This is a genomic window from Sphingobium sp. TB-6 (genome assembly GCF_012927365.1).
Classification (GTDB): domain Bacteria; phylum Pseudomonadota; class Alphaproteobacteria; order Sphingomonadales; family Sphingomonadaceae; genus Sphingobium.
Genome location: NZ_JABBGL010000043.1, coordinates 1 through 3949, shown reverse-complemented (window position 1 = coordinate 3949; position 3949 = coordinate 1). Strand labels below are relative to the sequence as shown.

General features: G+C 59.8%; 2 protein-coding genes. Both read right to left on the bottom strand.

Going from position 1 to position 3949, the window contains the following annotated elements:
* Nucleotides 1-436 precede the first annotated feature (436 nt).
* Entirely contained in the window at nt 437-2548 is a 2112-nt protein-coding gene (locus HHL26_RS23940) for a TonB-dependent receptor (protein ID WP_066559221.1), read from the bottom strand.
* 792 nt (nt 2549-3340) lie between these two features.
* Nucleotides 3341-3814, bottom strand: a complete 474-nt coding sequence (locus HHL26_RS23935) for an enoyl-CoA hydratase-related protein (protein WP_346765633.1) — start codon at nt 3812-3814, stop codon at nt 3341-3343.
* Between the last annotated feature and the right edge of the window lie 135 nt (nt 3815-3949).

Here is a 3949-nt window from a genome sequence, read left to right as displayed (position 1 = left end):
CCGATGTGCTCAGCCGCATCGCCGACATCCCTCAGAACCGTCTCCATGAACTGCTTCCCTGGAACTGGCGCACCGCAGAGGATCAACGCGAAGCCGCCTGATCCGCGGCCTTCTCCGAATGCATACGATCGAAGCGCCAGGACAGTATATTATTCTTGCGAATTTCGCGCCGCAGCATTCCTTGCGCATTTGCAGCATTTTCCCACCGGCGCTATCTACCGACGCGCCTTTTAGGCATCCTCTTCCAAGACTTTACGGGCTCGGCTAATGGCCGAGCCCTTTTTCGTTTGGTGCTTTAGCCCGAACGGAATTTAGCATAGGATTAGCTTGCGATTGAGCTAGCCTTGTACAGTCCCGTCCAATTCAGCGGATATGTTCGTTCAGGTGGCGGCGGGGCCGGTCACGGCCCGCCCTTTCTAAGCTTAGATCCGGCCGATCAGAACTTTGCGCTGAACGATACCACGATCCGCTGCCTTTCCCCAGGCAGGCCAAGGTGGCACTTGTCGCACGTTCCGTCGGCCCCCTGGACCCCGAAAAACTCTGGGTAGAATTGGGTGTAGTATCGGGTGTTGAACAGATTTCGGACCTGCGCCGAGATGCTCCAACGGTCATCGATGTCGCCAACGGAGAGCTTTGCGAAGTTTGTCCAGTAGGCGGGGTTCGTTCCGGAGATGGGATTGTAGTCCAGAGTCCATTGGAACTGATCCATGTAGGTCGCGTCGACGTGCAGGTCGAACTTCAGGCTCTTGGAAAGGGGAGCAGAATATGTAGCACCGAGGTTTGCCGTCCAGGCTGGCGAATTCGGCGGCGTCCTTCCTGCGATATCGGTGCCGCTGTAGATGGTTCCCTTCTTCCAGCGCGCATGCAGATATCCTAGCGCGCCGTTCAGCGCCAAGCTCTTCGTCGGCCGCCACACCAGAGAGCCTTCGAAGCCGTAGGCTTCGGAATCGCCGATGTTATCGATCCTCTCTAGGACCACGCCGTCGGTATCAAAGAACCGGTTCTCGAACTGCCGGTCCTGATAGAGGGTGTAGAACCCTGCCAGTTCGAAGTAGAGGGACGGGTCGAACAGCGAACCCTTCGCCCCGGCCTCGAACGCCCATGTCTTCTCGGCGCGGTAGTCGAAAGGGACGTCTGCCCCCACCGACGCCTTGCCTGGCTCATATCCCTTGGCGATCGAGGCATACAGATTGGTGCCGCCCGCGGTTGCGTAGGAAAGCGAGACCCGGGGAAGTATGACCGTGGCGTCGTTGTCGAAGGTCGGCTGCCCCGCCACGGAGTACACGACGGCGTCGTAGTCGACGTTGTAGAGCCTCAGGCCGCCTGACACCGTCAGGTCTCCAAGACGCAGATCGGCACTGGCGAAGGCTGCGAGATCGGTTTGCTGACTCTTCCGATTGATTGCGTTGGGTATGCGTGTTCCGAGGAAGACCGTGTCCAAGGGGGAGCCGATGATCTGGATGTTGTCCATCCTCGCCGCATAGAGGCCCGCTATCCACTTTAGGGCACCATCCGAGGTCGAGGTCAGCCGCAGCTCCTGCGTCATGACCTTCACGGGGCGGGTGTCCTCCCCGATCACCGCGACGATCGGGGCGGCGCTGTAGTCGGGATCGATTAGGTAGCTTCGTTCCTGGCGGGTGAAGGACGAGATTGCCTCGAGCGCGGCCCCGTCGAACTCGTATCCTAGCTTGGCGACTACGCCCACCGTCTCCAGCTTCGTGTTGGGGCGGAAGCTGAGATCGGTGACGTAGTTGACGCGCGACACGCCGTCGTGGGGGTTGTCGAGTGCCAGCGCGCCGTCAAATTTTCGGTAACGCACCGTGAAGAGGGCGGTCAGCCGGTCGCTGGGCTTCAGAAGCACCTGACCGCGGAGCCCGTATTCCTTCCAGTGGCCGATGTCAGGAATTGTGGGAGACGTTATGAAGCCGTCGTCACTGCTGTAGTACCCGGACAGGCGCGCTGCCACCTTGTCGGTGAGTGGGGCGTTGATCGATGCGTAGAGGTTCAAATAGTCCTTCTCGCCGGCTTCGGCTTGCACCTCTGCCCCGGTCTCGAAGCCTGGCTCCTTCGTGATGTACCGGATCGCTCCTCCGATGCTGCTGCCGCCGTACAGGGTGCCTTGCGGACCCTTCAGGATCTCAACGCGCTCGATGTCCTGCAGTCGCATGGTCTGATCGGTGAAGTTCTGAACATCGTCAATGTAGAAGCCGACGCCTTGGACGTTCCCGAAGGAGCCGACCCCGCGCATAACGACGTTGGGGGTTCGGTCCGACCGTTCGTTCAGGACGAGACCTGGCGTCTGACGCCCGAGCGAATTGATGTCGTCGATCCCCCGCGACTCCAGCATGTCCGAGGAGAATGCTGCGATGGACTGGGGAACGTCCTTCAGCTGCTCCGACCGCCGGGTGGCGGTCACCACGATGTCTGGGGATCCGGCATGGGGGTTGTCCGCTCCTGCTGGGGCGCTCTGGGCGAACGCGGGACTGGTTAGCGCAATCGTGCTCGCGAAGCACAGGAGTAGGCGCGCGGCGTTACGTGCATTGGTCATCTCGTTTCCCTCATTTTAGTCCAACGCGCATTCCTGCCTGCGGTTTGTCATTATAAATTAGCGGTCGGATCGATCGGCGGCGTTGCCGATCAGTGAATTTGTGACTTGGAAGGGTCACAATTAGTGGGAGGAACCGGACAAAGAATCGCACGGCTCGGACATTCTAGGTATCAGTATCCACGCCGCCATCGAGTTCGACGCCGCGATAGATGCTCTCAACCTGGGGAGGAGGAGTGCGTGGAGCACAGGACCGCGTCAGCTCCGAGCCAAGTCCGGCCCCGCAGGTCGGTCAGCAATTGCGCCACCAGCAGCCTCAGTTCGCGCTACAACACCGTAATCGCCGCGGTGGAAAGTAGACCCGCCGGGTGCGCCAGATTGGCGGGGCGTCACTTGGCACCGCCGCTGCACTCGGTCCTCGTCGTTCGCCCGCGCGGCATGCATGACCATAACGATGCCCTCGCGCAGCAGAAGGTATGTCGACGGGGACGCCGGAGTCGGTCCTCGTACACGCGGCTAGGTCCGGACGGCCCGAGATCATCTCCGTGCCCGCTTGGATTGGGGCGGCGGATCGGCTGCCGCCTTATGCAGGCTTTGCAGAGTGCACCGCAAGCCCGAGGGGATCGCTTGCCCTAGTGTGGTGGATTTGAAATACGCCTCATTATAGCGGCTAGGTGGGGAGCGTATTTCAAATCCATAAACCACACTAGAATCATATATTTGCTAGTGACCCTGATGAATCTGAAGTTCGCTCAGCGCCTGCCCCACAATGTGGCGAACTTCAGATTCGGGTCACTAGTCTGAGAACATAGGATCGCGCTTCTCGGTATGTGCCAGAAGCGCTTCCTTCTGATTTGCGCTCCCCATCAACAGCACCTGCTCCTCAGTCTCCATCAGCAGGATCTCGTGTTGATCGGAGTCGGGCACACAGTTGAGTAGTCTCTTGCTGGCGCGGATGGCGGTGGGGCTCTTGGTTGCGATGTCCTTCGCCAACGCCATTGCAGTCTCATAGGGGTCAGCCGAAAGGCCGGTTACCAGTCCCAGGCGAGCGGCTTCTTCTCCAAGAACCTGCCGGCCCGTCCAGGTCAACTCCCGCACCACATCGTCCCTGACCAGGGTTCGCATCAGGGCCATTCCGCTCATATCCGGGATTAGACCCCAGCGGATTTCCATCACTGAAAGCCTTGTGTCTGGAGTGGCGAAACGAATGTCACTGCCTAATGCAATCTGCAGCCCACCCCCGAATGCCACACCGTGGAGAGCGGCGATGACAGGGATGAGGATCAGCGTGCAATAGGCACCCCCTTCGTGGGGTGATCGGCGTGCAAAAAGGACCCCTTCATCCCGGGGATTTAGTCGGCCGACTGGTTTTGATCAGTTGGCGAGAACGGGATGTTGATCGTG